This window comes from Pseudomonas peli (genome assembly GCF_050563605.1).
GTDB classification, from domain to species: Bacteria; Pseudomonadota; Gammaproteobacteria; order Pseudomonadales; family Pseudomonadaceae; genus Aquipseudomonas; species Aquipseudomonas peli_A.
Window position 1 is genome coordinate 87,778 of the sequence record NZ_JBNXUH010000016.1, and the last position, 26,046, is coordinate 113,823.

A 26,046-nucleotide genomic window follows, 5' to 3' on the forward strand; every position below is an offset into this window, starting at 1 on the left:
GCCCACTAAAACGCTCGGCGAGGTCTTATGCGAAACAACGTGACTGGCAAGATTGCCTGGTGGGTGCGCTTATTAGCCGTAATGCTGTTAAGCCTGCAGCTGTTTATGGCCTACCACTTTGCCACCGCGTTGATCCGTCAGCAGACCACACTCAGCAGCCTGTTTACTGACAGTCTGCCGGATACCCTGATCATACTTTTCCTTAATGCTCTGTTTGCCTTCGTAGCGCTGACCGGCCGCAGCCCTGACAGACTCTTCCCAGTTGCCAGTCTCGATCTGCGGCAACTCTTGCGCCGGAGCCACTAAGCCATGCCCGCCCTCTATATCCTGATCCCGGTCGCCATTGCCCTGGTGGGCTTTGCCATCTGGCTGTTCTTCTGGGCGGTGGACAGCGGTCAGTACGACGACCTCGACGGCCCGGCCCACAGCATCCTGTTCGACGATGAAGACCCCAAGCACACCGCAGCCGTAAGCCAGCAGCAGCAACAAGACCAGCCCAAAGACTCGCAGCAGGACAAGCCCGGTGCTTGAGCTACTGCCGCTGCTGGTTTCAGCGCTGATCCTCGGGCTGCTCGGTGGCGGCCACTGCCTGGGCATGTGCGGCGGCCTGATGGGCGCGCTGACCCTGGCCATCCCACCCGAGCAGCGCGCACAACGCTTTCAGCTACTGCTGGCCTACAACCTGGGACGCATCTTCAGTTACAGCCTGGCCGGCCTGCTGCTTGGCCTGGCGGGCTGGGCATTAGCCAATAGCCCTTTGGTCATGGGCCTGCGGGTGATTGCGGCGTTGCTGCTGATCGCCATGGGGCTGTATCTCGCCGGCTGGTGGAGTGGCCTGACCCGGATCGAAGCCCTCGGTCGAGGCCTCTGGCGCTATATCCAACCGCTAACCCGACGCTTTATGCCGGTCACCAGCCTGCCGCGCGCGTTGATACTCGGCAGCCTGTGGGGTTGGCTGCCCTGCGGCCTGGTCTACAGCACCCTGCTGTGGACCGCCAGCCAAGGTAATGCAATCGACAGCGCTGCCCTGATGTTTGCCTTTGGTCTCGGCACCCTGCCGGTGCTGCTGGCCACCGGCATGGCCGCCGAACGTCTGACCGCCCTACTGCGCAAGCAGGGCGTGCGTATGGCCGGCGGCATTCTGGTAATCCTTTTTGGTCTCTGGACCCTGCCTGGACCGCACCAGCACTGGCTGATGGGCCACTAAGCGATCAGCGGGCGCTTGATACAAGTCAAAACACCTCAGGCGCACCGCTCATAGACTGCCCGGTATTGAAAGCCAAACCGGGAATACCCGCATGCTCAACGCCATCCAGTGGGACAGCTCGCTAATCCGCCGCTACGACCAAGCAGGCCCGCGCTATACATCCTATCCGACGGCTGTGCAGTTCCATGAGCGCATCAGCCAGTTCGACCTGCTGCACGCCCTGCGTGACAGCCGCAAAGCGCTGCGCCCGCTGTCGCTGTATGTGCACATCCCGTTCTGTGCGCACATTTGCTACTACTGCGCCTGCAACAAGGTAATCACTAAGGATCGCGGCCGCGCCCAGCCCTATCTGGAAAAACTCGAACGCGAAATCGAGATCATCAGCCGTCACCTCGACCCACAGCAGAAAGTCGAGCAGCTGCACTTCGGCGGCGGCACGCCGACCTTTCTCAGTCACGATGAACTGCGCCACCTGATGGGACACCTGCGCCAGCACTTCAACCTGCTGGATGACGACAGCGGCGACTACAGCATCGAGATCGACCCGCGCGAAGCCGATTGGTCGACCATGGGCCTGCTCCGTGAACTGGGTTTCAACCGCGTCAGCCTGGGCGTGCAAGACCTCGACCCTGCCGTACAGCGCGCGGTCAATCGTTTGCAGACCCTGGAGGAAACCCGCGCCATCGTCGAAGCCGCGCGCACCCTGCAGTTCCGCTCGGTGAACATCGACCTGATCTACGGCCTGCCGCTGCAAACACCGGAGCGCTTCGCCCGTACCGTGGCCGAAGTGATTGCCCTGCAACCTGATCGCCTGTCGCTGTTCAACTATGCGCACCTGCCGGAGCGCTTTATGCCGCAGCGGCGGATCAACACCAGTGAACTGCCGAGTCCTGGCGACAAGCTGGCCATGCTGCAGGCCAGCATTGAGCAACTGAGCGCCGCCGGTTACCGCTATATCGGCATGGATCACTTCGCCCTGCCCGACGACGAACTGGCCAGCGCCCAGGAAGATGGCAGCCTGCAACGCAACTTCCAGGGCTACACCACCCACGGTCATTGCGACCTGATTGGCCTGGGTGTTTCATCGATCAGCCAGATTGGCGAACTTTACTGCCAGAACAACAGCGACCTGAGCAAATACCAGGACAGCCTTGGCCACAGCGAACTGGCCACCCTGCGCGGCCTGCACTGCGATGCCGACGACCGCGTGCGCCGGGCGGTGATTCAACAGCTGATCTGTCATTTTCAGCTGCGCTTTGCCGATATCGAGCAGGCCTACGCCATCGACTTTCGCAATTACTTCGCCGAGGTCTGGCCGCAGCTGCAGCAGATGGCCAGTGATGGGTTGATCGAGCTGAATGCCCAGGGCATCGAGGTACGGCCAGCGGGCCGCCTGCTGGTGCGCTCGCTGTGCATGCTGTTTGATCGCTACCTTAGCGAGCTAAACCAGCAGCGTTTTTCCCGGGTGATATAGCAGCCAGCGGACCGAAAAAGCCGGGGGTTATTTCATGACCAGGCTGGCCACTTCCTGCATCTGCTGATCACTGAGGTCCTGCTCACGCAGGGTCTTGATCAGCGTCGCGTTGGCGCTGCTCAACGCGCCCTGCAGCGAGGCCAGCTCGCCCTGCAGCGTCTCGATCTTTATGCGTTTGGCCTCGGGATCGAGGCTCTGGTCCTGCATGACCTCTTTCAGCTCGTTTCTCTTCGCTTCGATCTGCGCCTTGAGCTCGCGGATTCTCTTGAGCAGATCCTTGACCACATCCGGCAGGCTGCTCTCATCAATATCGCGGTTCTTCTGTGCCGCAGCAGAGCGAGCCTTTCCCTGCTCTGACAGACTTACCCGCAGACTGACGCGAAACGCCTGCTTATCCGCCTCGCCACTCTCTGCAACACCCTCAGCCGCAGCGCTCTTACGCTCCAGCGCAAGGTTCATGCGGGTGCTCAATTGAGTCGATTCCAGACGCATACGAATGCTCCTTGCAGATATTGAAAGCAACCTCGTTTATCGGCCGCACCGGATAAAACTTGAACATTCGATCAGACTGCGCCCTAGTGGCCCTAGCCTGCACCCTGCTGTAACCTTACGGCTATTGTGTGTTTACCCTCAGGATCACCAGCGATGTCCGAAAGCATCAAGTTGCATACCCCACACCAAGCCCATTGCAAGGATTGCAGCCTGGCGAGTCTGTGCCTGCCGCTGTCCCTGAACCTGGAAGACATGGACGCGCTCGACGAAATCGTCAAACGCGGCCGCCCGCTGAAAAAGGGCGAATTCCTGTTCCGCCAGGGCGATGCCTTCAACTCGGTGTTCGCGGTACGTTCCGGTGCACTGAAAACCTTCAGTCTGAGCGACAGCGGCGACGAACAGATCACCGGCTTCCACCTGCCCAGCGAGCTGGTCGGTCTGTCTGGCATGGACAGTGACGCGTACCCGGTGTCAGCAATGGCTCTGGAAACCACCTCAGTGTGCGAAATCCCCTTCGAGCGCCTCGACGAGCTGTCGGTGCAGCTGCCGCAACTGCGCCGCCAGCTGATGCGCATCATGAGCCGGGAGATCCGCGACGATCAGCAGATGATGCTGTTGCTCTCGAAGAAAACCGCCGATGAACGCATCGCCACCTTCCTGGTCAACCTCTCGGCACGCTTCCGTGCACGTGGCTTCTCGGCCAATCAATTCCGCCTGGCCATGTCGCGCAACGAAATTGGTAACTATTTGGGCCTTGCGGTGGAGACCGTATCGCGGGTATTTACCCGCTTCCAACAGAACAAGCTGCTCGAAGCCGAAGGCAAGGAAGTGCATATCCTCGATCCCATCGAGTTGTGCGCCCTGGCCGGCGGTAACCTCGAGGGCTGATCGACCCGCCCTGAGGACCTAGCCGATGATCTTCGACGAATTCACTATCAAAACCCTGATCCGCCCGGTGCTGGACTTCCCCAAGCCGGGGGTGATCTTTCGCGATATCACCCCGCTGTTTCAGTCGCCACGTGCTCTGCGCATGGTGGCCGACAGCTTTATCCAGCGCTACGTCGAAGCGGATTTCAGCCATATCGGCGCCATGGATGCGCGCGGTTTTCTGATCGGCTCGATCATCGCCTATGAGCTGAACAAACCACTGATCCTGTTCCGCAAGCAAGGCAAGCTGCCCGCCGACGTGCTCAGCGAGAGCTACCAGACCGAGTACGGCGAAGCCAAACTGGAAGTCCATGCCGACAGCCTCTGCGAAGGCGACAAGGTGCTGATTTTCGATGACCTGATCGCCACTGGCGGCACCCTGCTGGCCGCCGCACAACTGGTACGGCGCATGGGTGCGAGCATCATCGAAGCCGCCGCGATCATCGATCTGCCCGAACTGGGCGGTTCGCAAAAACTGCAGGACAGCGGTATCCCCACCTTTGCCCTGACCAGCTTCGCCCTCACCGATCAATAACTCTGCTCCACGGCCCTGACGGCAGCGTTGCATGTCCGGGCCAGGCTGTCCCTCGCGAACTGATTCGCTCACCGCTTACACAAGAACCACACAGACCATGAACGAAACACCCATGAACCCGCCATCCACTCATTGGCGTCTGCGCCTCGGCGCGCTGATGGAAAGCACAGCCATCACCCGCCTGGTCACCGCCCTGATCATCCTCAACGCCGCAATTCTCGGCATCCAGACTTACCCTGGGCTAATGGCCGAGTGGGGCGAATTGCTGCTGACGCTGGATCAGCTGATTCTCGCGGTATTTATCCTGGAGCTGGCGCTGCGCTTTGTCGCCCGCGGCCTGGGCTTGCTGCGCGATCCGTGGGCGGTATTTGACTGCCTGGTGGTGGGCGTAGCTCTGGTGCCGTCCAGCGGTCCATTCGCCGTGCTGCGTGCGCTGCGCGTGTTGCGGGTGCTGCGGCTGATTTCGATCAACCCGAACATGCGCCGGGTGGTCGAAGCACTGTTATCTTCGCTGCCAGGTATGAGCAGCATCGCCATGCTGCTCGGTCTGGTGTTTTACGTGGCAGCGGTAATGGCCACGCAACTGTTCGGCGCGGCCTTCCCCGAATGGTTCGGCAGCCTCGGTGCCAGCCTCTATACCTTGTTCCAGGTGATGACCCTGGAAAGCTGGTCGATGGGCATCGTGCGCCCGGTGATGGAAACCTTCCCGCTGGCGTGGATGTATTTCCTGCCGTTTATCCTGATTGCCACCTTTATGATGCTCAACCTGTTTATCGCCGTGGTGGTCAATGCTATGCAGACCACCCATGAACAGGAAGCCAAACTGGCGCCGCCTTCGCCGACCGAGCAATTGCTGCTCGATGAACTGCGCGCCCTGCGCACGGAAGTCGCCGAGCTGCGCCAGCAACGCTGAGCTCCCTAAAACATCGATAACCAGCAGCCCTGCCGCGCCTTCCTGGCGCAGCAGGGCTGTATCGAAGCACCCCGCCCCGACCAGCCCACTCGCTGCTAGCTCGCGCCCTTGACGGACCTGAGCCTGACGAACTGTCCGACAACTATCCATAAGTTGGCGCAATTCCGGCCGCCCTGGCCAGGAATGACCTCGCGCCTAAAACGCCCTCGGCTAAAGATAAATCACGGCCCAAGACAGCCCAGCCTGTCGTCCCAAGCCCCATAACAAGAGCGGTCGCGAACGCGACCAAGATGCCGAGGAGTCGCCCTTTATGACAGCCAAAACCAGTACCCCTACCGCCAGCTTTCCCGTACGTCGCATGGACTTCACCTTCGATGAAAGCCAGAAGTTCTGGTTTGCCGGCGACCCCTTTATGAGCCACTTCATGAACAACCTGTCGTCGCTGTTTCCCTATGGCGAAAAGTTCTTCGTCGACAGCGTGCGCGCCGTGCGCGAACAGGTCACCGAGCCGCAGCTGAAGAAGGACATCAGCGCCTTTATCGGCCAGGAAGCCATGCATTCCAAGGAACACGCGGCCTATAACGACTACGCCGCCGAGCACAATATCGATCTGGAGCTGCTGGAGCTGCGCATCAAGGTGCTGCTCGAGTGGGTGACCAAGATCACCACCAAGAAGCAGCGCCTGGCCGCCACCTGCGCCTTGGAGCACTTCACCGCGACCATGGCCGAGCAACTGCTGCAGCGCGAAGACCTAACCACCCAGATGAACGACCCCAAGCTGTATCAGCTGTGGATGTGGCATGCGATTGAAGAGAACGAGCACAAGGCGGTCTGCTACGACGTGTACCAGAAGGTCTACGGCGGCTATTTCACTCGCGTCGGCATGATGGCGATTTCCACGGTGATCTTCTTCGGCGTGATCGGCTGGTTCCAGCTGCACCTGCTGCGCAAGGACGGCCAACTGTTCAACTGGCGCAGCTGGGGCAAGGGCCTGAAAACCCTGTTCGGCCCACGCAACGGCTTCCTGACCAAACTGCTCCTGCCGTACCTGGATTACTACCGCCCCGGCTTCCACCCGCTGGACCACGACAGCAAGGCACTGGAACAGCGCTGGCGCCAGCGTCTGGGCTTCAACTAAACCCAGCTCACCGAGGCTGAGCGCTAATCCGCGTCAGCCTCGGCACGGCTTTTCAGCGTGCGCAACACATGCTCGGCCAGACCGGCACCCGCCTCGCTCATGGTCAGGTAAGTACGGTCGGCCCCGGCCTGCTGGATACGCATGGCGATATCCTCGTACAGCGCATGGGACACCACCAAACCGTTAAAACCGCGCTCACGCAACTTCTGCGTGGCAATCACCTTGGCCTCTTCGTCATTCAGCGCAAGGATCACCGCGTCGATATTAGGCATCTGCAGGTGCTGCCAGAACATCGGGTCTTCGCCGTCGGCGAACAGCACGCTACGCCCCGCCTGGTTACTCTGCTCGATCACCACCGGGTCGGAATCCAGGCCCACCACCTGATAGCCCTTCTCCCGCAAGTAGTCATAGGCCGCACGCCCGGTGCGCCCCATGCCCATCACCAGTACCTGGGAAAGCCCCAACGAAACCGGCTGCTCATCGGGATGACGGATATTGCGTTCCAGGGCAATCAGGCGCGTCGCCAAGCGTTCGTATAATGGGTGGACAACCCGGTTGAGCGGCGCGGAAATCACAAAGGACAGCGCGACGGTAATCGCCAGGGGAATCATCCACTCCGGCAGCACCACGCTGGCCATGATCAGGCCGAACTCGCTGTAGTTGGTCAGGGTTACGCTGCTAAGAAAGGCGCTGCGCGCGCGCAAGCGGAACAGCAGGAAGAGGAAGAAGAACAACACGCCCTTGAGCGGCAGCAGCAGCGCCATGACCAGGGCGAACTTTAAGGCATCGGCATCCGGTAGCCCGCCAATGCCGATCTGTAGAAAGAAGCCGACCAGAAAGATTTCCTTGATGCCCCACAGCGAGTTGGCCAGCTCGGTGGCGCGCTTGTGTTTGGCCAGCATGGCACCGAAGGCCAACGCGCCCAGCTCGGAACTCAGACCCAGTTGCTCGAAGCCGTAACCGCCCAGCACCAGCGCCAGCAACAGGCCGAGCAGCACCATCAACTCCTCGTGGCCGCTGGCATCGAGCAGCTTAAACAGCAACGGGCGCAGCAGTGGCAAACCGAACAGCAGCAGCGCCCAGGCCGAAGGCACCTTGCCGCTGGCCAGGCTCATCACCACCAAGGCGATCAGGTCCTGGATGATCAACACGCCAATCGCGACCCGCCCGTGGAAGGCGCGCAGCTCGCGCTTGCTCTCCAGCACCTTGGCCGCCAGCACCGTGCTGGAAAACGACAGCGCAATGGCCAACAGCAGCCCCTGCTGCCAGGGCAGCTCCAGCAGCAACAGAATCGCCGGGAGGAAGATCAGGCTGGAAATAGCGAAATGCAGCAGGCCGCCGCCGATCACCTCGCGCCGCAGCAGATTGCCGATTTTCAGCTTGAGGCCCACGGTAAACAGCAGCAACAGCACGCCCAGGTGAGCGATGTGATCCAACGCCGCGCTGTCACGCGGGCCAACCCCAATGTGCTCGCCGAAACCGGCCAGGGCAAAGCCAGCCCCCAGGTAGCCCACCAGCGGCGGCAGACCAATACCCCGCGCCACCAGCCCCATGAAAAAGGCAAAGGCAATCCAGGTGGCTTCGATCATAAGGATCCTTAATGGGGCAAGCGTGGGAGCTGCACGGTAGCACTATGCCGGCTTAGCATAACGCCCGTAGATGGCGCCGCATTGATTCGCCTCAGTTGCGGCCGTATTTACTCAACGGGCAACTTCAACTGCCCCAGGCTTTGCAACACGCTAGCGCCGGTAAACAGCATGACAATCTGCTCTTCGGCCAGCGCGCAGATCGCCGCTTGCCGCTCGGGTTGGCCGATGTAGTCCAGCGACAGCTGGAATAAGTTGCGGCTGATCAGGTTCGACACCTGTAGCACCACACTGGGATTGACGATGCCCGGCAGCAGTTTGAAGGCCACGATGTCCTCAGCCATGTCCGCGCCAAACTCATCCATGACCTCCTGCAACGCCGCGCGCAGCACCGCAGACGCACCATGCAGCTCACGCACACCGATGATGAAGGCCGCTGGATTCTGCGCGACGAAGTCGAAGAACAGCTGCACGGTTTCATGGCACACCCGCCGGCCGCGATCCAGGTCGATGCCAAACAGCAAGGCCACGCTTTTACTGGGCGATTGCACGGCGCGCTCGGCGGCCTCACGGCGCAGGTCACGCAGCGGCTGACGCAACTGGGTGGAGATCTGGCGGATCACCGTCAGCCCCAGGTCATCGACATCCTTGAAGTGCCTATAGAAGGTATTGGGGTTTAGCCCCGCCTCACGCGCCAACTCACGCAGGCCCAGATTACTCAGGCTGCGGCTGGTTGAGGTGAGACGTAACGCGGCCTCCAGTAACAGGGTCTTGCCGGGGGCCTCGGTGGCTTTTTCTGCGGCTGGCTGCTGCTCGCTGGCGTCTGCCTGCATGACGAACCCTACCTAAAAGTTGGCTTGTGAGAATGGCACTTGCTGGCGAGTATACATTTGTCTACCTTGGTATACAGCTGTATACGCCAGCAATAAACATAACAGGAGCTTGGCCATGAATGCACCCGTCTCACCCCCTTCTGCCACCCGCCACTGCAAGGTTGCCATTATCGGTACGGGCTTCTCCGGCCTGGGTATGGCCATCCGCCTGAAGCAGGCCGGCGAACATGACTTCCTGCTGTTCGAAAAAGAAGCCGGCGTCGGCGGCACCTGGCGTGTGAACAATTACCCGGGCTGCGGCTGTGACGTGCAATCGCACCTGTATTCGTTCTCCTTCGAGCAGAATCCCGACTGGACGCGCATGTTCGCCAAGCAGCCAGAGATTCAGGGTTATCTGGAAGGCTGCTGGAGCAAGTACCGCCTGCAGAACCACACCCAGCTGAATACCGAGATCACCCGCCTGGCCTGGGATGAGCAGCAAGAGTTGTGGCAGATCAGTGACCGCGCCGGCAACAGCTACACCGCGCAGTTCGTGGTTTCCGGCATGGGTGCACTGTCCACCCCATCGATTCCGGCGCTCAAGGGCCTGGGCGATTTCACCGGCAAGATCTTCCACTCGCAGCAGTGGGACCACAGTTATGACCTCACCGGTAAGCGCATCGCGGTGATCGGCACCGGCGCCTCGTCGATCCAGTTCGTGCCGCAGATCCAGAAACAGGTCAGCCAGCTAGACCTCTACCAGCGCACCGCGCCGTGGATCATGCCCAAGCCCGACCGCGCCATCAGCGAGCGCGAGCGCAACCGCTTCAAGCGCTTCCCGCTGCTGCAGAAACTCTGGCGCGGCGCCATCTACGCCCTGCTGGAAAGTCGGGTGATCGGCTTTGCCATGCTGCCCAAGGTGATGACCCTCGCCCAGAAAGTCGGCAAGTGGTACATCAACAAGCAGATCAAGGACCCGGTGCTGCGCGCCAAGGTCACCCCGGATTACCTGATGGGCTGCAAGCGCGTGCTGATCTCCAACGATTACTTCCCGGCGCTGACTCAGCCCAACGTCGACCTGATCACCGATGGCATCGAGGAAATCCGCAGCGGCAGCATCCGCACCGTGGACGGTAAAGAACGCGAGATCGACGCGATCATATTCGGCACCGGTTTTACCCCAAGCGACCCGCTGCCGCGCGGCGTGGTGTTTGGCCGTGGCGGCGTCGACCTGCTCGACACCTGGCCGGAAGGCCCGCAGGCCTACAAGGGCACCCTCACCGCCGGCTTCCCCAACCTGTTCTTCCTGATGGGGCCGAACACCGGCCTGGGCCACAACTCGATGGTCTACATGATCGAGTCGCAGATCCATTACGTGCTTGGTGCGCTCAAGCTGGTTGGTGAGCAAGAATTGCAAAGCCTTGAGGTCAAGCAGGCCGTGCAAGACAAATTCAACGGCAAGTTGCAGGGCAGCCTGGGCAATACCGTGTGGAATGCCGGCGGCTGCACCAGCTGGTACCTGCATCCGGTCAGTGGCCGCAACTGCACGGTATGGCCCGGTTTTACCTGGCGTTTCCGCCTGCTGACGCGCAACTTTGACCCAGCGGCCTATCATTTCAGCCGTAAACACGCGGCACACCCGGCGCAGAACAGCGCTATCCAGTTGACTGCCCAGGAGGCCAGCGCATGAAGTCGTTTGAAAACAAGGTAGCCGCCATCACTGGCGCCGGTTCCGGCATCGGTCGCGCCCTGGCTTTCGGTCTGGCCCGCCAGGGTTGCCAACTGGCGCTCTCCGATGTGAATGCCGAAGGGCTGGCGGAAACCGCCGCCCAGGCGCGCAAGCTGGGCGTGCAGGTCAGCGAAACCCTGGTCAACGTCGCCGACCGTGAAGCGGTGCATGCCTGGGCGGACCAGGTGGTGGCCGAGTTCGGCCGGGTCAATGCGATCTTCAACAACGCCGGCGTAGCCCAGGGCGGCACCGTGGAAGGCAATGACTACGCCGACTACGAGTGGATCATGAACATCAACTTCTGGGGCGTGGTCAACGGCACCAAAGCCTTCCTGCCGCATATCAAGGCTTCCGGCAGCGGCCATATCGTCAACGTCTCCAGCGTGTTCGGTCTGTTCGCTCAACCGGGCATGAGCGCCTACAACGCCAGCAAATTCGCCGTGCGCGGCTTTACCGAGTCGCTGCGCCAGGAGCTGGACATGGCCGATTGCGGTGTATCGGCCAGCTGCGTGCACCCCGGCGGGATCAAGACCAATATCGCCAAAACCGCGCGGATGAACGCCAGCCTGAGCAGCGTCACCGGCCAGGATGCCGACAAGGCCCGCCAGCAGTTCAACGACCAGTTGCTGCGCACCACTCCGGAGAAAGCCGCCCAGGTGATCATCAACGGCGCATTGGCAAACAAGCGGCGCATCCTGATCGGCCCGGATGCCTACGCCCTGGATGGCATGCAGCGCCTGTTGCCAGCGTTCTACCAGCGCCTGGTGACCGCCTCCATGCGCCTGGCCGCGCGTTTTGCACCGAAAGGTTCGAGCAAGAAAGCCCAGGCTGCCGTGGAGTAATCGGCCAGTCCACAAGCCCCAGGCACCGCGGGTGCCTGGGGCTTTTTTATGCCTGCCATCCCTGGCCGCCACCCTGCGGGCCGTCGCTATGCGACGTTAAAAATGGCTCCCGACCATTTTTAACGCCTGGCGTTTGTCTGCGCGGGATGAATGCCGCGAGCATTCAATTGGCATAACAGTAGTTAGCGCGATAAATTATCGCCAACTGTCCTGTACCGCTGGAGAACGCTATGCACACGCAAGACCCTTGCGCCGAACTGCTGCTCGATAACCAGCTGTGCTTTGCCCTGTATTCGACCTCGCTGCTACTGACCAAGGTCTACAAACCGCTGCTGCAGGCGCTGGGCCTGACCTACCCGCAGTACCTGGCGATGATGGTGCTCTGGGAAGGCGATGGCATCACCGTGGGCGACATCAGCAGCCGTCTGCTCACTGACCCCGGCTCCGTCACCCCGCTGCTCAAACGCCTGGAAGCCGAAGGCCTGCTCAAGCGTACCCGCAGCAGTGTCGACGAGCGCGTAGTCGAGCTGTTCCTCACCGACAAAGGCCGCGACCTGCGCGAACAAGCCAAAAGCGTTCCCAGCTGTATCCTTACCGCGACCCAGCAATCCACCGCGGAGCTCGGCGCCCTGAGGGCTGAGCTGGTCGCCCTGCGCAGCAGCCTGCAACAGGCCGTATAAGCACCTGGGCGACAGACCTGTCGCCCGCCCCAGCGATCTTGCCGCACAAATAGCGTCACGCTCCCCCAGCATTCCCCCGCTCCGTACAACAATTTCGCCCTGCCGTCGTCCTCGAAAACATCGCGCAACAGCCCGCCAATCCTCGCTTATGCACGAACAAAGCAGCGCTTATCGCTAAATGTTCAAAAATATATCTTGCGCACTAAATTAATGCGAACTAGAGTTCGCTCCATGGAACTGATTAGCGCACAAAATATTAGCGCGAAAAGACCGCGGAGACCTGCAGTTGTCTTCACCCAACCCAACAGCCCTGACATTCGTGGAGAACCGTTATGAAAACCCTGATCGCATTCACCGCCCTGCTTGCTCTTTCCGCCCCGGTTCTGGCTGACGACAGCCAGGCAGACGGTAAAGGCCTTTACCCGCATTGGCTGATCAACCACGAAGGTTGATCGTCACCTGACACCGCAACGCTTTAAACAAACCAACCCAAACAGCTCCAGAGGATTACCAGCATGTCGATTCAAACCATTGCTTACCGTGCCTACGCAGAAGCCACCGGCGGCCGTGACGGCCGTGCCATCTCCTCCGACGGCGTACTCGACGTCGCCCTGACCACCCCGAAAGAACTCGGCGGTGCCGGCGGTGCGGGCACTAACCCCGAGCAGCTGTTTGCTGCGGGCTACTCGGCCTGCTTTATCGGCGCGATGAAGTTCGTCGCTGGCCGCGACAAGCTTGCGATGCCGGCAGATGCCTCGATTGAAGGTGTAGTGGGTATCGGCGCGATCCCCAACGGTTTCGGTATCGAAGTCGAACTGCGCATCAGCCTGCCAGGTATGGACCGCGAGCAAGCGCAAACCCTGATCGACCGTGCGCACCTCGTCTGCCCTTACTCCAACGCCACCCGCGGCAATATCGACGTCACCCTGACGCTGATCGACTAAGCCCAAACTACCCACCATCCGGCCGCTGCCAGTCAGCGGCCCGCCCCAGGAGGCCGCACATGAACATCAAACAAGGTTTGTCGATCGCCGTACTCACCCTTGCCGTCAACAGCGCGTTTGCCGCTGGTAGCCCCGGGGTGGAACGCAATACTCAAGGTTTCCTCAATGCCCTCGCCGCTGGCGGTGGCAAGCCCCTCGAACAGCTAAGCCCGAAAGATGCCCGCGCCGTATTGGTCGGCGCGCAGGCTGGGGTCAAGGTCGATGTATCGGACATCAAAGTGGCCGACAAGACCATCGAGGTCGATGGCCAGTCGATCCAGCTCAAAGTTGTGCGCCCGGCCGATGCCAAGGGCACGCTGCCGGTGTTTATGTTCTTCCACGGTGGCGGCTGGGTGCTGGGCGACTACCCGACCCACGAACGCCTGATCCATGACTTGGTAGTGGGCTCTGGCGCGGCGGCGGTGTATGTCGATTACACCCCGTCTCCAGAAGCCAAGTACCCGACCGCGATCAACCAGGCCTACGCCGCAACCCAGTGGGTGGCGCAGAACGGCGCGCAGATTGGTGTCGATGGCAAGCGTCTGGCAGTGGCCGGCAACAGTGTGGGCGGCAATATGGCTGCCGTGGTCAGCCTAATGGCCAAGGACAAAGGCACCCCGGCGATCAAGTTCCAGTTGCTGCTGTGGCCGGTAACCGACGCCAACTTCAACAACGCCTCCTATAACCAGTTCGCCGACGGTCACTTCCTCAGCAAAAGCCTGATGCAGTGGTTCTGGGATAACTACACCACCGACCCGAAACAGCGCGCCGACATCTACGCTTCGCCTCTGCAGGCATCGGTGGAGCAACTAAAAGGCTTACCGTCAGCCCTGGTGCAAACCGCCGAGTTCGACGTGCTGCGTGATGAAGGCGAAGCCTATGCACGCAAGCTGGATGCAGCTGGGGTCAACGTCACCTCCGTGCGCTACAACGGCATGATCCACGACTTCGGTTTGCTCAACGTGATCAGCCAGATCCCCGGCACGCAAAGCGCCATGCAACAAGCCTCAGCAGCGCTGAAAGCCAACCTCAAGTAACCCGCGTTACAACAAAACGCCCCGACACGCTTAGCGTGCCGGGGCGTTTTGCGCTATCTGCACGAACGCACATCCCCTAGCAAAGCGAAACCCAGGAAAGCGCTAGCACTCCAAACTGGCGAGCAGACGTTGCCGGATGGCTTGATCAAGCACCTGTTGCAACCGGGGGGCGGCAAAAAATGCGTGCAGAGCCGCGTCCGACTGCCAGCTCCCCAGCAGCTGCCACAGCGCTGGGTCCTCCGGCACACGCGTCACCTCGAAACGCAGGCATCCGGTCATCTTTTGCATAGGTTCCTGCAATGCACACAGGCACTGCCCCAACTGCTCAGAGCGCCCACAAACGGCGCGCACTCTTGTCGTATGGGTGAACATAATCGCTACCCTCAAGTATCTGTGGAATGCCCTAACGTTCACTGGCCTGCTGCGCGGCCAACACCTCACGTAACGCCTGAGCCGCATCAATGGCTCGAGGGAAACCAGCAGTAACCGTAGTCAGATAAATCATTTCTTTGAGTTCGGCTGGCGGCACACCCGCGCGTAATGCATAACCGGCGTGGATTTTCATCTGGGGCAAATTGCCTTGGGCGGCAAACACGGCCACGGTCGCCAGTTGGCGCGTGCGGGCATCCAGCTCGCTGCGCCCCCAGACCTCACCCAGCGCAAAGTCGGTGGTGGCGCTGGCTAGAAAGGGAAAATCCGCATGCATGGCCTGCAGCACGGGTTGCCCTGCGCCACCACTCAGCGCCGTGATCACGGCCTCGCCTTTACTCCTGCGACTGTCCTCAGTTGCATGCGCGTCGAGACAACCCGTCGAAAGAAACAACACCGCCAGTGGCGGTAATACCCATTTAGCGCTCATGGTCGCGTCCTCAATAAGGGCTGGCTGTCGGCCGCACGATCAACTCGCTGACGTCGACATCCGCCGGCTGCTCGACGGCATAGGCGATGGCTCGGGCAATCGCATCCGGGGTGATGGCGACCTTGCGGAACGCCTTCATCGCCTCACGGCTCAACGCATCGGAAATGCTCTCAGCCAGTTCAGACTCGACCACGCCCGGCGAAACCAGGGTCACGCGAATATCGCCGCCCACCTCCTGACGTAAACCTTCGGAGATCGCGCGCACCGCGTACTTGGTTGCGCAATACACCGCACCGGTCGGCACCACGCTGTAGGCGCCAATGGAAGCGATATTGACGAACTGACCGCTGCGCTGACGCTGCATCACCGGTAACGCGGCGGCGATGCCGTGCAGCACGCCACGGATGTTCACGTCGATCATGCGGTTCCACTCATCGACCTTCAGCACATCCAGGCGCGACAGCGGCATGACTCCGGCGTTGTTGATCAGCACATCAATGCGACCGTACTGCGTCAGGGCGGCGTCGACAAACGCCTGGGTGTCGGCCTGGCTGGTTACGTCCAGGCGGCGGTAATCCGCATTACCGCCCGCCTCACGGATTTCGCTGACCAACTGCTCCAGGCGCTCGGTACGCCGTGCGCCGAGCAACAGCCGCGCGCCCTTCTCGGCCAGCAAGCGCGCACAGGCCTCGCCGATACCGCTGCTGGCGCCGGTGATCAGAATGACTTTGTCTTGGATATTCAACATGGCCGAATCCTCTGCTGGTAAGCGGCAAGGACTGCCGCGACAGCAACAGATTCCGTCAGATGGCGTGCTCAGCGTTAGACGATTTATGGCGAATTATTGCCTAAACCTGCAACGCTCAAAACTCATAAAAATTACCCTGCGGCACATATCATCAGTTCAGATTTGCATTGCTCGCCTTTAGAACAGGGTTTATTGCCTATTGCTGGTGAATTATTGCCTGATCCTGCAACGCATTCTGGGCAACGCTGACTTGCCTGAAAAACCGGGATAACCTGCAAGCCAGCAGCAGGAGCCACGCCCATGACATCTTCCATCAGCCCCTCAGTCCTCGACGACAACCTGGCGCTGCGCCAAGCCGAACTGGCCGCGCTGATTCAACGCCAGTGCCCGGCTGATGGCCTGCATAGCAGCGCCATTGCCGGCCTCGATCTGGCCTGCGCAACCCAGCCCAGCCTGCCCATACCGACGCTGTACCGGCCATGCCTGTGCATCATTGCCCAGGGCCGCAAGGATGTGCGCCTCGGCGATGAGCAGTACACCTACGACCCGCTGAACTACCTGGTGGCCTCCGTCACCCTGCCAGTTACCGGCCAGGTGATCGACGCAACCCCCGAGCAGCCTTATCTAAGCCTGCGTTTGGATATTGACCCGGCGCTGATCACCAGCCTGATCGCCGACATCGGCCCCATCGGCGTGCCTAATCCTGGCCCACGTCGGGCGCTGTATCTGGATCGCCTGGATACCCAGTTGCTCGACGCGGTATTGCGCCTGCTGCGCCTGCTGGAGACTCCGCGCGATATCGTCATGCTTGCGCCGCTGGCCCTGCGCGAGATTTTTTACCGCCTGCTGCACAGCCCACAAGGTCATCGCCTGCACGAAATTGCCATTGCCGACAGCCAGGGCCAGCGCATCAACCGAGCAATCGAATGGCTGAATTTGCATTTCGACCAGCCCCTGCGCATCGAGGACCTGGCCCGCGAAGTCAACCTCAGCACCTCAACCCTGCATCACCGTTTCAAGGCCGTCACGGCTCTCAGCCCCCTGCAGTATCAGAAACAGCTACGCCTGCAGGAAGCGCGGCGCCTGATGCTCTGCGAAGGACTAGAGGCTGCTTCAGCCAGTTATCGCGTCGGCTATGAAAGCCCCTCGCAGTTCAGCCGCGAATACAGCCGCCTGTTCGGCGCGCCACCATTGCGCGATCTGGCCCGCTTGCGCAGTTCGGCATAGCACGGCTAAAAATCGACCTATGACAGCAGGCTAAAACACAAACGCCCCGGCGCTTTTCAAGAGCGCCGGGGCGTTTTGCATGGGTCTAATTACAGGTTTTGCAGGCAAAACTGGCCAAATTCGATCACGACAACAGCAATTTTCAGATGTTTAACCGCCCTAAAGCCCAGGTAAATAGGGCCTTGGCTGGTTTTTAACAGAGAAAAATATGAATAATTAACGTTAAACCCAACACTTCCCGTAAAAACGGCCTATTATGGCTGAGCTGACTTGTAGTTATCAGCAAAACCGCATAGGTGCTATGAGCACTCTGGCACCGCACTTCGTATCGATTTAAGAGACACACCATGGCAAATCGCGAAACTGGCACCGTCAAATGGTTCAACGATGAGAAAGGCTTCGGCTTCATTACCCCGACTAACGGCGGCGATGATCTCTTCGTTCACTTCAAAGCTATCCAAAGCGACGGTTTCAAAAGCCTGAAAGAAGGCCAGACTGTTACCTACGTGGCCGCCCGCGGTCAGAAAGGTATGCAAGCTGAAGAGGTACAGGTGGCCTAAGCCCCTGTCCTGCTTTAAAACAAACCCCGCGCTCGCGGGGTTTGTTTTATCTGGCGTTTGTAAAACCTAGACTCTATAAGCCCATCTGCTTGCTGATGATCTCGTTCATGATTTCACGCGAGCCACCGCCAATCGACAGAATGCGGTTATCGCGATACAGCCGCTCCACCAGGCTTTCGCGCATATAGCCCATGCCGCCCATTATCTGCACCGCGTCGTAAGTCAGTCTGTCGGCAATATCAGTGGCAAAGTTCTTGGCCATGGATATTTCCTTGATCACGCTTTTACCCGCCGCCATCTTCGCTGCCTGCCGATAAGTAAAGTCGCGCGACACCTCGAGCTGCGTCGCCATCTCCGCCAAGCGATGCTTGAGCACCTGAAACTTGCCGATCGGCTTGCCGAACGCTTCGCGCTCTTTGGCCCACGTCAGTGCTTCTTCAAGCGCCAGCTGCGCCGTCATATTGGCCATGATCGCCAGCGACAACCGCTCGCTCTGGAAATTGGCCATGATGCAGGCAAAGCCCATGTTCTCGGCACCTATCAGGTTGCCTACCGGCACCCTGCAGTCATCGAAGAACAACTCCGCCGTATCCGACGCCCACCAGCCCATCTTCTTCAGCTTACGCCCCACGGTGAAACCAGGCGTGCCCTTCTCCACCAGCAACAAGCTGACACCGCCAAAGCCATCGCCCCCGGTACGCACGGCAACGGTGTAGTAATCGGCACGTACACCACTGGTGATAAAAGTCTTGCTGCCGCTAACGCGGTAGAAGTCGCCATCCCGTACCGCACGGGTTTTCAGATTGGCCACATCCGAGCCACCGGACGGCTCAGTCACCGCCAGCGCCATGATTTTTTCACCGGCCAGGACCTGCGGCACGATGTGCTCGCGCAGCTCCGGCTTGGCCCACTTCACCACAGGCGGCAAACCAATATCCAGGGAGCCAAGCCCTGCCACCAGACCGCCTGAGCCTGAGCGCATCAACTCCTCGCTGGCCGCGACCTTGGCAAATACATCGCCCTCATGGCTGCCGCCAAACGCTTCCGGATAACCAATACCGAGAATCCCCGCCGCCCCGGCCTTAAGGTAGAGCTCGCGAGGAAACTCCTCGGCTTCTTCCCAATCATTGATGTGCGGCAGAATTTCGCGCTCGACAAAGCGCCTGACTGAATCACGCACCAACTGGTGGGATTCATCGAAATATTCCTGAAAGGCAGACATGAGGTATTCCCACTGAGGTTTCAGGGAAATTACCAAGCGCTTGCTTGGTTTACAAGAAGAGGATTACGCCATGCGCAAGGGCAATCAAGCCGCATACCAGCTAGGAACCTACAACTGGATAGGTCGACGTCCGGCAATAGAATGCGCTAGGGTGCCACCGTCCACCAACTCCAGCTCGCCGCCCAGCGGCATCCCATGGGCAATACGTGAGGCAATCAGGCCTTTGCCCGCCAACAGCTGGGCAATGTAATGCGCTGTGGCCTCACCTTCAACCGTCGGATTGGTTGCCAGAATCACCTCGGTGAAACTGCCTGCAGCAATCCGCGCTAACAGTTCGGGAATACCAATCGCCTCCGGGCCAAGACCGTCGAGCGGCGACAGGTGACCCTTGAGCACAAAGTAGCGCCCGCGAAACCCGGTGTGCTCGACCGCATAAACATCCATCGGCCCCTCAACGACACACAGCAGACTGTCGTCGCGCCGCGGATCCAGACACAGCTGACACACCTCGTCCTCGCTCAGGCTGCGGCACTGCTTGCAGTGGCCCACACCTTCCATCGCCTGCGTCAGCGCTTGTGCCAGGCGTAGGGCACCGGAGCGATCACGCTCAAGCATCTGCAAGGCCATACGCTGAGCAGTCTTTTGCCCAACACCGGGAAGAATGCGCAGGGAATCGATCAGGTGGCGGATCAGCGGACTGAAGCTCATGGGAAATACTCGATGACTAGTAACGCTTACCAACAAAACCCGACAGGGCTATTGAGCCCTGACAGATCAAAGCTCAGGCAGGCGCGGGCTGAGGATACCCACACCTGCTTCAGCGCAGCCATGTGCGCTGACCCGATGCTTTTTAGAACGGCATTTTGAAGCCTGGAGGCAACTGCATGCCGGCAGTCATACCGGACATTTTGTCCTGGCTGTTCTGCTCAACCTTGCGCACGGCATCATTTACCGCAGCGGCGATCAGGTCTTCGAGGATCTCCTTGTCTTCCTGCATCAGGCTGTCATCCAGGCTGACACGCTTGACGTCGTGACGCCCAGTCATGACCACACTGACCAGCCCAGCACCGGATTGACCAGTTACTTCGGCGTTCGCCAGCTCTTCCTGCATCTTCTGCATTTTTTCCTGCATCTGCTGTGCCTGCTTCATCAGGCCGGCCATGCCACCTTTCATCATGGTGTAAGTCCTCGGTAATTAGGGGTTAACGGGAGTGTCCAGGGGTTCAATGCTATCCGCGCGGATAACCGCAGCGAACTGCTGAATCATTTGTTGAATAACCGGGTCCTGATGGATCGAGGCTTCGGCCTCACGCTGGCGATTGGCCCGCTTGTGCGCCGCAGCCTGCGCAGGTGTTTCCTGCTCAGGCTTGCACAACTCGATCAACACCTTGAGCTCGCGCCCGTGAAACTGGTTGAGCGCATCATTCAGGCGCCGCTGCTGGGTTAGGTTGAACAGCGCTGAATGCGCCGGATCCAGGTGCAGCAACCAGTTGTCGCCCTCGACGCTTATCAGAGTGCAGTTAGCGCCGATGCTAGCGGTCATCCCGGACAAGCCGAGCTTCGGGAACAGCTCCAACCAGTCGGCCGCCAGTCCTGTCGCCGGTTGCGCCGCCGGCAAGACCTCAGGCTCAGCAGATACGGCACGCTCAACTGCATCAAAATCATAATCAAACGACTCTGCATCCATCTCGACATAGTCGTAGTCGCCGAGCGGCGGCTCATCGTCATCCGTATCGGCGGACGGAGTAGGTTGCTCAATCAGTTGCTGCTCAGGCTCTGCAGCTTGTGGCGGCTCGGTAGTTAGCGTGACGGACTCTGCCACAGCAACGACAGACTCTGCGACTTCTATAACAGGCTCAGCCGTTTGAGTAACAGGCAGATTAACCTGCTCTTCCCAGGGCAGATCCACCACAGGCGCGGATGCTACAGGGGCAGTTGTCGCTTCAGTCGATGAAGGCTGCGCAGCGGGTTCGCTGACCACTTCCGGTGCGGGCGGCAGGACTGCCACAGCCGCTTCAGGCGCTGCTACCGGCACTACAGGTGCAACTTCAACTACAGGAGCCGGCGGCGCAGGCAGAGCCGCAACAGGAATGCTCACCGGTGACGGGATAGCCGCACCGGCCACTGGGTTGGTCGCGGGATCAGCAGTGGCCTGGCTAATCCCCAGCGGCTTTAGCGCCACCCTCGGCGCATCGTGGGTATCCGCCGGGCGGAATGCCAACATACGCAACAGCACCATCTCGAAGCCGCTGCGCGGGTCGGGCGACAACGGCAGATCGCGGCGCCCTATCAAGCCCATCTGATAATAGAACTGTACGTCCTCGCTAGGCAGCACCCGAGCCAGCTCAAGCACCCGCTCACGATCACCCTGGCCGTTATCCACCGCCTCAGGCAGCGCCTGGGCAATGGCTACTCGGTGCAGCACATTAAGTATCTCGGACAGCACGCCATTCCAGTCAGGCCCCTGCTCAGCCAGATGACGCACAGCCTCAATCAAAGCGCGCGCATCGCCCTCCAGCAGGGCGTGCAGCACACCGTAGACCTGGCCATGGTCGAGGGTGCCAAGCATGGCCCGCACATCGGCGGCCAGCACCTTACCCTCACCAAAGGCAATCGCCTGATCGGTCAGACTCATAGCATCGCGCATCGAGCCATCGGCCGCGCGGCCTAGCAACCAAAGCGCGTCATTCTCGAACGGGATGTTTTCCGCAGCCAGGACATGCGTCAGGTGATCGACCACTCGCTCCGGCGGCATGTTCTTCAGCGAGAACTGCAGGCAACGCGACAACACCGTGACCGGCAGCTTCTGCGGATCCGTGGTCGCCAGGAGGAATTTGACGTGGGGCGGCGGCTCTTCCAGGGTCTTCAGCAATGCGTTGAAAGAGCTCGTGGAAAGCATGTGCACTTCGTCGATCAGGTAGACCTTGAAGCGTCCACGGCTAGGCGAATACTGCACGTTGTCGAGCAACTCGCGGGTGTCTTCAACCTTGGTACGGCTGGCGGCATCGACTTCGATCAGGTCGATAAAACGCCCCTCATCAATCTCCCTGCAAATAGAACAAACGCCACAAGGCGTCGAGCTGATGCCGGTCTCGCAATTCAGGCACTTGGCAATAATCCGCGCAATCGTGGTCTTGCCAACACCACGGGTGCCCGTGAACAAATAGGCATGGTGCAATCGCTGGCTATCGAGCGCATTGATCAGCGCCTTGAGCACATGCGTCTGGCCAACCATTTCGTTGAACGAGCGCGGACGCCACTTGCGTGCAAGAACCTGATAACTCATCGAAACCCGTCACGAGAGGAAAGCCAAAGTGGGGCTAATCCTAACGGAGCATGGGGCAAATTGCATCCAATGCGCAGCCTACGAATGGCCAACCTGCAGCATTGCTTGCAAATAAACTGGCGAGAAATTAACCAGACGGGTATCATCCGCCCCGTTAGTACCACGCTGTAAGTCAATCAGGCCTTTTGGCCCCCTCGATGGTTTCCAGGTAAGAGCGCATCACCCACGGGTAATGCCGCACAGCTCTAACCCATATCCCAACCTGCTGACTGATCTGGCCGTCCCGCGCAAGCGCTGACTCAAGCCTGCCTCCGACGTACCGACCCGCACACCGTAACCATTATGGGAACTTGTGCGCGCAGTCCAGCTCCTATCTGCACATGCAATCGACACATTAAGTCGACAGCCTGGAGCTTTATTTAGCGCAATGACGCGCCCGCTGTTTTAGGAAACACCAAAAAAATGAACACTCAACACCAAATTCAGGATGCCATTCGCACCCTCTCCAGTGCATTTGCACCGTTTGATTGCCGCATCCTGGCTGCTCGCAAAGGCAGCTTCAGCTTCACCATCGTCAACGATGCCGGCATCGCCAAGCACAGCCAGCGCCTGTACCCAGGCCAGTACAGCGGTGCACACCTTGAGCAAGTTATCGAGCGCGCCCGGCAGTCACTCGCAGCTTGATTGCGGAATCCAGCGAACCATCGAGCATCTTTGAGGTCTGAAACTATCACCCTCAGGATGGAGCATGGTCATGGATAACATCAACCGCAAACTCGTTGAACAGCTGTTTGCCCCGCTGCGCGCCACATTCAGCTCACCCCGCCCTGATGGCGGGGTCGTCCTCTCCCTACTGGATGCCAGCGACGCTACCGCATACAGCCGCGTGCTCAGCACAGCACAGCGCACCGATCCGCAAGCCTTCGCTCAAAGCCTGGAAGACATCCGCCTGGAACTTGCCATGCGCTCCGGCAGCATCCCAGCGGATATGCGTAAAGCCTTGAAGGAGCAGGACAGCGTACTTAGCTACCACACAAGCTAAGAGCCACCAGCGCCCTGTATAACAGCAGGGCCGCCTACCATACACTTCAAATTAGCCACAGAATTGTGTGAAAACTATCGCACTGACGAACGTTAGTCGGCCGACAGCAAAGCCAAGATATCGACAACTCAGAAGCTCTGGAAAGGAATGCACGAAAGCCACACCACAGCTCACCAGCAAGTGGGTGTTCGAACAGATAGGGGGTTTAAGCAGAACAGCAGGCCGACCCAAAGGAATAAGTCGGCACATAAGATATTGGAGGCAACCCCACCAGCCACACCTCGGCACACAATGTCACCGCTGCGGCTGCTCCCTTCCAGGCCTGACCGGGTTCACGGCTGATCGTTGCGAGGGGACCGGCAGGGCCACCATAACGCAGCTCACCATAAGCGAGCCGCGCCATTGTACCGGCTTGAATCGAAGTTACAACCGTTTCAAACACTTAGCCCATCGAAACGCACACTACACGCGAAACCGACCAACCAGCGCGCTCAAACCATGCGACAACTCAGATAGACGCTGACTAGCCTGGGCACTCTGCTCGGAGGTTTGCGCGGCTTCGTTGGAGAGATCACGAATGTCGCTGATGTTGCGTGCTATTTCCTCGGTCACACTACTCTGCTCTTCACAGGCTGTTGCGATCTGCGCGGTCATATCATTGATACGCTGCACCGAATCACTGGTATCAGTAAGCGCCTGGTCTACACCTGCCGCCTGCTCAACACTTTGCCGCGCCTTACTGCTCCCTGAATGGGTGGCTTTAACGGCATTCTGCACACCAATTTGCAGTCGCTCGATCATAACCTGGATATCCTTGGTCGACTCCTGAGTACGCGCCGCTAAAGCACGCACCTCATCAGCCACAACTGCGAAACCGCGACCCTGTTCTCCGGCACGGGCAGCCTCAATAGCCGCATTCAGTGCCAGCAAGTTGGTTTGCTCGGCAATACCCCTGATTACCGCCAATACCGCGCCGATATTGGCTGCCTCTTGCTCCAGGGTCTGAATGGTTGCCGATGCGCTTTCGACTTCTTGCGCTAATTGGCGAATCGAATTGATCGTGGCACCTACAACCTGCGCACCTTCACGAGATTGCGCCTCAGCACTACGCGCAGCGTCAGCTGCATTTTGTGCATTACGTGCCACTTCATGTACAGCAGAACTCATCTCCGTTGCAGCAGTGCTTACCTGATCGACTGCCGCATGCTCGCTGCTAATCAACCGGTCATTGGCTGCAGCCATACCTGCCAGACTTTGTGCAGAACTTTCGACCTCCCCCGTAACCCGCCCAACCTCCTTGATCAATGGCTGCAATTTATCAAGAAAGCGGTTGAACGCATGGCTGAGCTTTCCCAGCTCATCGTTGGATAGAACATCCAGGCGCACTCGCAGATCACCATCACCATCGGCAATCTGCTCAATACGATTAAGTAAATTATGCAGCGGCCCAGTCACAAAAATTGGAAAACCGACCACCAAGACAAGGCAAACACCCAAACCGATGGCAATAATCACACCCTGCTGCCAGCTCAAGGTTTCTCCCAACGCAATAGCCGCAAGCCCTTCAGCATTCGCCGCTGCATCATCCATCTCACCGAGCTTATCGATAGCTGTACGCATCGCCTCGAACTGCTCTTCACTGCCACCGAAGCTCAACACACTGGCTGCTTGTGGATCATTAGCCGCCAGCTGCAAAACCTTTTGTGAGGTTGCCTTCCAGCGCTCAAAGCCCACGTCAAACTGCGCAACCAATTGCATTGCTTCGCTACCAGGCTGCATATCCGCAAACTTATGCACGCGGTCATAAGCCTGCTGCAAATTTTCTGCATGCGCGGCAGTCAGCGCCTCGGCATGCGCCCCTACCCCCTCATCAAGTAAGCTGCGCTCAGCAACAAAAGCCTGATAAAGATCACGGTCTGCATTGAGCAGCAGGCTGATTCCCGGCAAGAAACGATTGGTCAGCTTTGTGCTTGAGTCTGCAACCTGAGTAATGCCTCGCATCCCCAGGACACCCATAGAAACCAACAAAACCGCGAGCAGCATAATCGGTAGCGCAATCTTCCAACGAAACCCTAAATCAGCGAAGGCACGAAGCATGCTGGCTCTCCAGGACAATGGCCAAGTAACATCAGCATAGACTACCGATTGCAGGCCGGAATAAAGCTCAGCCCATCCTCCTGCCGCTTCATTTCGCTAGCTTATGGCACATTTCTATTCCCCCTATCTGACCTAAGGAGCAGCACCATGGCGATGACCAAAGACCAACTGATTAGCGATATTGCAGAAGCCATCGACACGCCGAAAAGCACCGTACGCGCAGCACTCGAACAGCTGAGCGAAATTGTCAGCGATGCGCTGGAAAACGGTGATGAAATTACTCTGCCGGGTATTGGCAAACTCAAAGTGAGCGAACGCCCTGCGCGTACCGGCCGCAACCCTCAAACCGGTCAAACCCTGCAAATTGCAGCAAAGAAAGTCGTCAAATACGTACCGGCAAAAGCACTGAGCGACGCAATCAACTGAACAACATTAGGCGCGCTCTAGCGAGCGCGTCTTGACAGAAGGCCACTCCTGAATTTATCGCGCACAAAGTAAAACCCCCGATCGTTTTCACGATCGGGGGTTTTGGTATAGGTGCTTGACGATGACCTACTCTCACATGGGGAAACCCCACACTACCATCGGCGATGCATCGTTTCACTACTGAGTTCGGGATGGGATCAGGTGGTTCCAATGCTCTATGGTCG

29 protein-coding genes, 1 rRNA gene, 1 other RNA gene and 1 pseudogene are annotated in these 26,046 nt (G+C 59.3%); 18 read left to right on the forward strand and 14 right to left on the reverse strand.

The genetic code is table 11. The features are described 5' to 3' along the window. Positions 1-27 precede the first annotated feature (27 nt). From ACQ4LH_RS17235 to hemN, 4 genes are all read left to right on the forward strand, one after another. On the forward strand, positions 28-306 hold the full coding sequence (locus ACQ4LH_RS17235; protein WP_430698341.1) for a hypothetical protein: 279 nt from the start codon (positions 28-30) through the stop codon (positions 304-306). Between the two features lie 3 nt (positions 307-309). Next, complete coding sequence (ccoS, locus tag ACQ4LH_RS17240) at positions 310-531, forward strand: cbb3-type cytochrome oxidase assembly protein CcoS (protein ID WP_430698342.1); 222 nt, start codon at positions 310-312, stop codon at positions 529-531. Continuing rightward, complete coding sequence (locus ACQ4LH_RS17245; protein WP_430698343.1) at positions 524-1,207, forward strand: sulfite exporter TauE/SafE family protein; 684 nt, start codon at positions 524-526, stop codon at positions 1,205-1,207. Before ccoS ends, ACQ4LH_RS17245 begins: the two co-directional genes overlap by 8 nt. 91 nt (positions 1,208-1,298) lie before the next feature. Further along, the gene (gene hemN, locus ACQ4LH_RS17250) at positions 1,299-2,681 is read left to right on the forward strand and encodes an oxygen-independent coproporphyrinogen III oxidase (protein WP_430698344.1); all 1,383 of its coding nucleotides are present in this window, start codon (positions 1,299-1,301) and stop codon (positions 2,679-2,681) included. Positions 2,682-2,708: 27 nt separating this feature from the next. Here hemN and ACQ4LH_RS17255 read toward each other — a convergent pair whose 3' ends face one another. After that, positions 2,709-3,173 carry a hypothetical protein gene (locus ACQ4LH_RS17255; protein ID WP_430698345.1) on the reverse strand — a complete coding sequence of 155 codons (465 nt, stop codon included), beginning with the start codon at positions 3,171-3,173 and terminating at the stop codon, positions 2,709-2,711. Positions 3,174-3,326: 153 nt separating this feature from the next. Here ACQ4LH_RS17255 and fnr point away from each other — a divergent pair, with 153 nt between their 5' ends. The 4 genes from fnr (at position 3,327) to ACQ4LH_RS17275 (ending at position 6,686) form a co-directional block, all read left to right on the forward strand. Then, positions 3,327-4,061 carry a fumarate/nitrate reduction transcriptional regulator Fnr gene (gene fnr, locus ACQ4LH_RS17260; protein WP_090256133.1) on the forward strand — a complete coding sequence of 245 codons (735 nt, stop codon included), beginning with the start codon at positions 3,327-3,329 and terminating at the stop codon, positions 4,059-4,061. 25 nt (positions 4,062-4,086) lie between these two features. Continuing rightward, positions 4,087-4,635, forward strand: a complete 549-nt coding sequence (locus tag ACQ4LH_RS17265; protein ID WP_090256132.1) for an adenine phosphoribosyltransferase — start codon at positions 4,087-4,089, stop codon at positions 4,633-4,635. A gap of 97 nt (positions 4,636-4,732) precedes the next feature. After that, complete coding sequence (locus ACQ4LH_RS17270) at positions 4,733-5,548, forward strand: ion transporter (protein ID WP_430698346.1); 816 nt, start codon at positions 4,733-4,735, stop codon at positions 5,546-5,548. A 310-nt stretch (positions 5,549-5,858) separates the two neighbouring features. Continuing rightward, positions 5,859-6,686 (forward strand): metal-dependent hydrolase, encoded by an 828-nt coding sequence (locus tag ACQ4LH_RS17275; RefSeq protein WP_430698347.1) that lies wholly within the window; start codon positions 5,859-5,861, stop codon positions 6,684-6,686. Positions 6,687-6,709: 23 nt separating this feature from the next. On the opposite strand, the gene ACQ4LH_RS17280 is transcribed toward ACQ4LH_RS17275, so the two are convergent. Further along, positions 6,710-8,275: a cation:proton antiporter gene (locus tag ACQ4LH_RS17280; protein ID WP_430698348.1), complete on the reverse strand. Its 1,566-nt coding sequence runs from the start codon at positions 8,273-8,275 to the stop codon at positions 6,710-6,712. A 107-nt stretch (positions 8,276-8,382) separates the two neighbouring features. After that, complete coding sequence (locus tag ACQ4LH_RS17285; RefSeq protein WP_430698349.1) at positions 8,383-9,105, reverse strand: TetR family transcriptional regulator; 723 nt, start codon at positions 9,103-9,105, stop codon at positions 8,383-8,385. Between the two features lie 115 nt (positions 9,106-9,220). Between ACQ4LH_RS17285 and ACQ4LH_RS17290 the strand changes: the two genes are divergently transcribed. The 5 genes from ACQ4LH_RS17290 (at position 9,221) to ACQ4LH_RS17310 (ending at position 14,355) form a co-directional block, all read left to right on the forward strand. Next, positions 9,221-10,774 (forward strand): flavin-containing monooxygenase, encoded by a 1,554-nt coding sequence (locus ACQ4LH_RS17290; protein ID WP_430698350.1) that lies wholly within the window; start codon positions 9,221-9,223, stop codon positions 10,772-10,774. Then, the gene (locus ACQ4LH_RS17295) at positions 10,771-11,655 is read left to right on the forward strand and encodes an SDR family NAD(P)-dependent oxidoreductase (RefSeq protein WP_430698351.1); all 885 of its coding nucleotides are present in this window, start codon (positions 10,771-10,773) and stop codon (positions 11,653-11,655) included. Before ACQ4LH_RS17290 ends, ACQ4LH_RS17295 begins: the two co-directional genes overlap by 4 nt. Before the next feature lie 230 nt (positions 11,656-11,885). Further along, on the forward strand, positions 11,886-12,335 hold the full coding sequence (locus ACQ4LH_RS17300) for a MarR family winged helix-turn-helix transcriptional regulator (protein WP_430698352.1): 450 nt from the start codon (positions 11,886-11,888) through the stop codon (positions 12,333-12,335). Between the two features lie 515 nt (positions 12,336-12,850). Next, positions 12,851-13,279 (forward strand): organic hydroperoxide resistance protein, encoded by a 429-nt coding sequence (locus ACQ4LH_RS17305; protein WP_305589958.1) that lies wholly within the window; start codon positions 12,851-12,853, stop codon positions 13,277-13,279. Positions 13,280-13,338: 59 nt separating this feature from the next. Further along, positions 13,339-14,355: an alpha/beta hydrolase gene (locus tag ACQ4LH_RS17310; protein ID WP_430698353.1), complete on the forward strand. Its 1,017-nt coding sequence runs from the start codon at positions 13,339-13,341 to the stop codon at positions 14,353-14,355. Between the two features lie 102 nt (positions 14,356-14,457). Here the strand turns inward: ACQ4LH_RS17310 and ACQ4LH_RS17315 are convergent, their stop codons facing one another. Genes ACQ4LH_RS17315 through ACQ4LH_RS17325 form a run of 3 tightly spaced genes read right to left on the reverse strand, consistent with a single transcriptional unit; the run spans position 14,458 to position 15,962 of the window. After that, on the reverse strand, positions 14,458-14,814 hold the full coding sequence (locus ACQ4LH_RS17315; RefSeq protein WP_430698354.1) for a putative quinol monooxygenase: 357 nt from the start codon (positions 14,812-14,814) through the stop codon (positions 14,458-14,460). After that, complete coding sequence (locus tag ACQ4LH_RS17320) at positions 14,759-15,214, reverse strand: carboxymuconolactone decarboxylase family protein (protein ID WP_430698355.1); 456 nt, start codon at positions 15,212-15,214, stop codon at positions 14,759-14,761. The genes ACQ4LH_RS17315 and ACQ4LH_RS17320 overlap by 56 nt, the downstream gene beginning before the upstream one ends. 10 nt (positions 15,215-15,224) lie before the next feature. After that, the gene (locus ACQ4LH_RS17325) at positions 15,225-15,962 is read right to left on the reverse strand and encodes an SDR family oxidoreductase (RefSeq protein ID WP_430698356.1); all 738 of its coding nucleotides are present in this window, start codon (positions 15,960-15,962) and stop codon (positions 15,225-15,227) included. A 300-nt stretch (positions 15,963-16,262) separates the two neighbouring features. On the opposite strand from ACQ4LH_RS17325, the gene ACQ4LH_RS17330 reads away from it, so the two are divergent. Next, positions 16,263-17,189, forward strand: coding sequence for an AraC family transcriptional regulator (locus tag ACQ4LH_RS17330; protein ID WP_430698357.1), 927 nt, complete (start codon positions 16,263-16,265; stop codon positions 17,187-17,189). Between the two features lie 347 nt (positions 17,190-17,536). Continuing rightward, positions 17,537-17,749 (forward strand): cold-shock protein, encoded by a 213-nt coding sequence (locus ACQ4LH_RS17335; RefSeq protein WP_069516724.1) that lies wholly within the window; start codon positions 17,537-17,539, stop codon positions 17,747-17,749. Positions 17,750-17,822: 73 nt separating this feature from the next. Here ACQ4LH_RS17335 and ACQ4LH_RS17340 read toward each other — a convergent pair whose 3' ends face one another. The 4 genes from ACQ4LH_RS17340 to dnaX all read right to left on the reverse strand — a co-directional run bounded on the left by ACQ4LH_RS17340 (position 17,823) and on the right by dnaX (position 22,257). Further along, positions 17,823-18,971 (reverse strand): acyl-CoA dehydrogenase family protein, encoded by a 1,149-nt coding sequence (locus ACQ4LH_RS17340; protein WP_430698358.1) that lies wholly within the window; start codon positions 18,969-18,971, stop codon positions 17,823-17,825. 108 nt (positions 18,972-19,079) lie between these two features. After that, the gene (recR, locus tag ACQ4LH_RS17345) at positions 19,080-19,679 is read right to left on the reverse strand and encodes a recombination mediator RecR (RefSeq protein WP_289238368.1); all 600 of its coding nucleotides are present in this window, start codon (positions 19,677-19,679) and stop codon (positions 19,080-19,082) included. Between the two features lie 142 nt (positions 19,680-19,821). After that, positions 19,822-20,148 carry a YbaB/EbfC family nucleoid-associated protein gene (locus ACQ4LH_RS17350; protein ID WP_090385942.1) on the reverse strand — a complete coding sequence of 109 codons (327 nt, stop codon included), beginning with the start codon at positions 20,146-20,148 and terminating at the stop codon, positions 19,822-19,824. A gap of 18 nt (positions 20,149-20,166) precedes the next feature. Further along, complete coding sequence (gene dnaX / locus ACQ4LH_RS17355; protein WP_430698359.1) at positions 20,167-22,257, reverse strand: DNA polymerase III subunit gamma/tau; 2,091 nt, start codon at positions 22,255-22,257, stop codon at positions 20,167-20,169. A gap of 462 nt (positions 22,258-22,719) precedes the next feature. Here dnaX and ACQ4LH_RS17360 point away from each other — a divergent pair, with 462 nt between their 5' ends. Both ACQ4LH_RS17360 and ACQ4LH_RS17365 read left to right on the forward strand, forming a co-directional pair. Then, the gene (locus ACQ4LH_RS17360; protein WP_430698360.1) at positions 22,720-22,941 is read left to right on the forward strand and encodes a hypothetical protein; all 222 of its coding nucleotides are present in this window, start codon (positions 22,720-22,722) and stop codon (positions 22,939-22,941) included. A gap of 70 nt (positions 22,942-23,011) precedes the next feature. Further along, positions 23,012-23,299, forward strand: coding sequence for a DUF3509 domain-containing protein (locus ACQ4LH_RS17365; protein WP_430698361.1), 288 nt, complete (start codon positions 23,012-23,014; stop codon positions 23,297-23,299). A 265-nt stretch (positions 23,300-23,564) separates the two neighbouring features. Here ACQ4LH_RS17365 and ffs read toward each other — a convergent pair. From ffs to ACQ4LH_RS17380, 3 genes and pseudogenes are all read right to left on the reverse strand, one after another. Next, positions 23,565-23,661: signal recognition particle sRNA small type (gene ffs, locus ACQ4LH_RS17370), an RNA gene on the reverse strand. A 100-nt stretch (positions 23,662-23,761) separates the two neighbouring features. Further along, the gene (locus tag ACQ4LH_RS17375; RefSeq protein WP_372240010.1) at positions 23,762-24,541 is read right to left on the reverse strand and encodes a methyl-accepting chemotaxis protein; all 780 of its coding nucleotides are present in this window, start codon (positions 24,539-24,541) and stop codon (positions 23,762-23,764) included. A gap of 78 nt (positions 24,542-24,619) precedes the next feature. Then, positions 24,620-25,396 (reverse strand): annotated as a pseudogene (locus tag ACQ4LH_RS17380) (MCP four helix bundle domain-containing protein); the annotation flags it as partial. A gap of 147 nt (positions 25,397-25,543) precedes the next feature. Between ACQ4LH_RS17380 and ACQ4LH_RS17385 the strand changes: the two are divergent. Next, on the forward strand, positions 25,544-25,822 hold the full coding sequence (locus ACQ4LH_RS17385) for an HU family DNA-binding protein (RefSeq protein WP_422581834.1): 279 nt from the start codon (positions 25,544-25,546) through the stop codon (positions 25,820-25,822). A gap of 113 nt (positions 25,823-25,935) precedes the next feature. Here the strand turns inward: ACQ4LH_RS17385 and rrf are convergent. Continuing rightward, positions 25,936-26,046: ribosomal RNA gene (gene rrf / locus ACQ4LH_RS17390) — 5S ribosomal RNA — on the reverse strand; the annotation flags it as partial.

What these genes read in the sequence shown, in the direction of transcription:
- ACQ4LH_RS17315 (WP_430698354.1), bottom strand. Translation starts at nt 14,814, where the DNA reads ATGCGGCTCAGGCGTTACGTGAGGTGTTGGCCGCGCAGCAGGCCAGTG.
- ACQ4LH_RS17290 (WP_430698350.1), top strand. Translation starts at nt 9,221, where the DNA reads ATGAATGCACCCGTCTCACCCCCTTCTGCCACCCGCCACTGCAAGGTT.
- dnaX (WP_430698359.1), bottom strand. Translation starts at nt 22,257, where the DNA reads ATGAGTTATCAGGTTCTTGCACGCAAGTGGCGTCCGCGCTCGTTCAAC.
- ACQ4LH_RS17280 (WP_430698348.1), bottom strand. Translation starts at nt 8,275, where the DNA reads ATGATCGAAGCCACCTGGATTGCCTTTGCCTTTTTCATGGGGCTGGTG.
- ACQ4LH_RS17295 (WP_430698351.1), top strand. Translation starts at nt 10,771, where the DNA reads ATGAAGTCGTTTGAAAACAAGGTAGCCGCCATCACTGGCGCCGGTTCC.
- ACQ4LH_RS17275 (WP_430698347.1), top strand. Translation starts at nt 5,859, where the DNA reads ATGACAGCCAAAACCAGTACCCCTACCGCCAGCTTTCCCGTACGTCGC.
- ACQ4LH_RS17365 (WP_430698361.1), top strand. Translation starts at nt 23,012, where the DNA reads ATGGATAACATCAACCGCAAACTCGTTGAACAGCTGTTTGCCCCGCTG.
- ACQ4LH_RS17320 (WP_430698355.1), bottom strand. Translation starts at nt 15,214, where the DNA reads ATGAGCGCTAAATGGGTATTACCGCCACTGGCGGTGTTGTTTCTTTCG.
- ACQ4LH_RS17255 (WP_430698345.1), bottom strand. Translation starts at nt 3,173, where the DNA reads ATGCGTCTGGAATCGACTCAATTGAGCACCCGCATGAACCTTGCGCTG.
- ACQ4LH_RS17265 (WP_090256132.1), top strand. Translation starts at nt 4,087, where the DNA reads ATGATCTTCGACGAATTCACTATCAAAACCCTGATCCGCCCGGTGCTG.
- ACQ4LH_RS17310 (WP_430698353.1), top strand. Translation starts at nt 13,339, where the DNA reads ATGAACATCAAACAAGGTTTGTCGATCGCCGTACTCACCCTTGCCGTC.
- ccoS (WP_430698342.1), top strand. Translation starts at nt 310, where the DNA reads ATGCCCGCCCTCTATATCCTGATCCCGGTCGCCATTGCCCTGGTGGGC.
- ACQ4LH_RS17375 (WP_372240010.1), bottom strand. Translation starts at nt 24,541, where the DNA reads ATGGCTGCAGCCAATGACCGGTTGATTAGCAGCGAGCATGCGGCAGTC.
- ACQ4LH_RS17325 (WP_430698356.1), bottom strand. Translation starts at nt 15,962, where the DNA reads ATGTTGAATATCCAAGACAAAGTCATTCTGATCACCGGCGCCAGCAGC.
- ACQ4LH_RS17305 (WP_305589958.1), top strand. Translation starts at nt 12,851, where the DNA reads ATGTCGATTCAAACCATTGCTTACCGTGCCTACGCAGAAGCCACCGGC.
- fnr (WP_090256133.1), top strand. Translation starts at nt 3,327, where the DNA reads ATGTCCGAAAGCATCAAGTTGCATACCCCACACCAAGCCCATTGCAAG.
- ACQ4LH_RS17335 (WP_069516724.1), top strand. Translation starts at nt 17,537, where the DNA reads ATGGCAAATCGCGAAACTGGCACCGTCAAATGGTTCAACGATGAGAAA.
- ACQ4LH_RS17385 (WP_422581834.1), top strand. Translation starts at nt 25,544, where the DNA reads ATGGCGATGACCAAAGACCAACTGATTAGCGATATTGCAGAAGCCATC.
- ACQ4LH_RS17285 (WP_430698349.1), bottom strand. Translation starts at nt 9,105, where the DNA reads ATGCAGGCAGACGCCAGCGAGCAGCAGCCAGCCGCAGAAAAAGCCACC.
- recR (WP_289238368.1), bottom strand. Translation starts at nt 19,679, where the DNA reads ATGAGCTTCAGTCCGCTGATCCGCCACCTGATCGATTCCCTGCGCATT.
- ACQ4LH_RS17330 (WP_430698357.1), top strand. Translation starts at nt 16,263, where the DNA reads ATGACATCTTCCATCAGCCCCTCAGTCCTCGACGACAACCTGGCGCTG.
- hemN (WP_430698344.1), top strand. Translation starts at nt 1,299, where the DNA reads ATGCTCAACGCCATCCAGTGGGACAGCTCGCTAATCCGCCGCTACGAC.
- ACQ4LH_RS17340 (WP_430698358.1), bottom strand. Translation starts at nt 18,971, where the DNA reads ATGTCTGCCTTTCAGGAATATTTCGATGAATCCCACCAGTTGGTGCGT.
- ACQ4LH_RS17300 (WP_430698352.1), top strand. Translation starts at nt 11,886, where the DNA reads ATGCACACGCAAGACCCTTGCGCCGAACTGCTGCTCGATAACCAGCTG.
- ACQ4LH_RS17235 (WP_430698341.1), top strand. Translation starts at nt 28, where the DNA reads ATGCGAAACAACGTGACTGGCAAGATTGCCTGGTGGGTGCGCTTATTA.
- ACQ4LH_RS17350 (WP_090385942.1), bottom strand. Translation starts at nt 20,148, where the DNA reads ATGATGAAAGGTGGCATGGCCGGCCTGATGAAGCAGGCACAGCAGATG.
- ACQ4LH_RS17360 (WP_430698360.1), top strand. Translation starts at nt 22,720, where the DNA reads ATGAACACTCAACACCAAATTCAGGATGCCATTCGCACCCTCTCCAGT.
- ACQ4LH_RS17270 (WP_430698346.1), top strand. Translation starts at nt 4,733, where the DNA reads ATGAACGAAACACCCATGAACCCGCCATCCACTCATTGGCGTCTGCGC.